General features: G+C 69.4%; 1 protein-coding gene. It reads left to right on the forward strand.

Going from position 1 to position 543, the window contains the following annotated elements; genetic code table 11:
- Positions 1–36: 36 nt before the first annotated feature.
- The coding region (locus tag AC0VY3_RS37895; protein WP_475552002.1) for a TniB family NTP-binding protein at positions 37–543 on the forward strand (507 nt) is incomplete at its 3' end.

Raw genomic sequence — 543 nt, forward strand, 5'->3', positions numbered from 1 at the left:
CCCGGCGACAGCGGCGGAGCCGAGCTATCCTGGCCGCTGACCACCTGGCAGGGCTGGCAGGGCTGGCACCACTTCGCCACCACCGCCCCCGTCACCCCTCCCCGGCCCGGCGACCCGCCCCGCAGCACAGAGGAACGCCTGGCCTACCACTCCAGCTTCGCCACCATCCGCACCCCCGCCATCATCCTGGCCACCCAGGTCCGCACCCTGATGATCCTCGGCCACCACCAGCAAACCGTCGCACGGCCCTCACTGATCGTCACCGGCCCCGCCGCAGCTGGGAAGACCACGGCCCTGCTGAACGTCGGGCGTACCTGCCACCTCGCCCACACACGCAAAAACCCGGCACCGCCCGGATCAGCGCACGCCTCAGTGCCCGTCGCGTATGTTCTGGTCTCGCCCGGCGCGACTGCGAAGACCCTCATCACCGAATTCGCTCGCTACCTCGGCATCCCCACAACCGCGCGCATGACCCAGACGCAGATCACCGAAGCCGTCTGCCACACCTACACCCAGGCCGGCATCCAGCTCGTGATGAACCGT

It is taken from the genome of Streptomyces sp. iso_384, assembly GCF_056172905.1.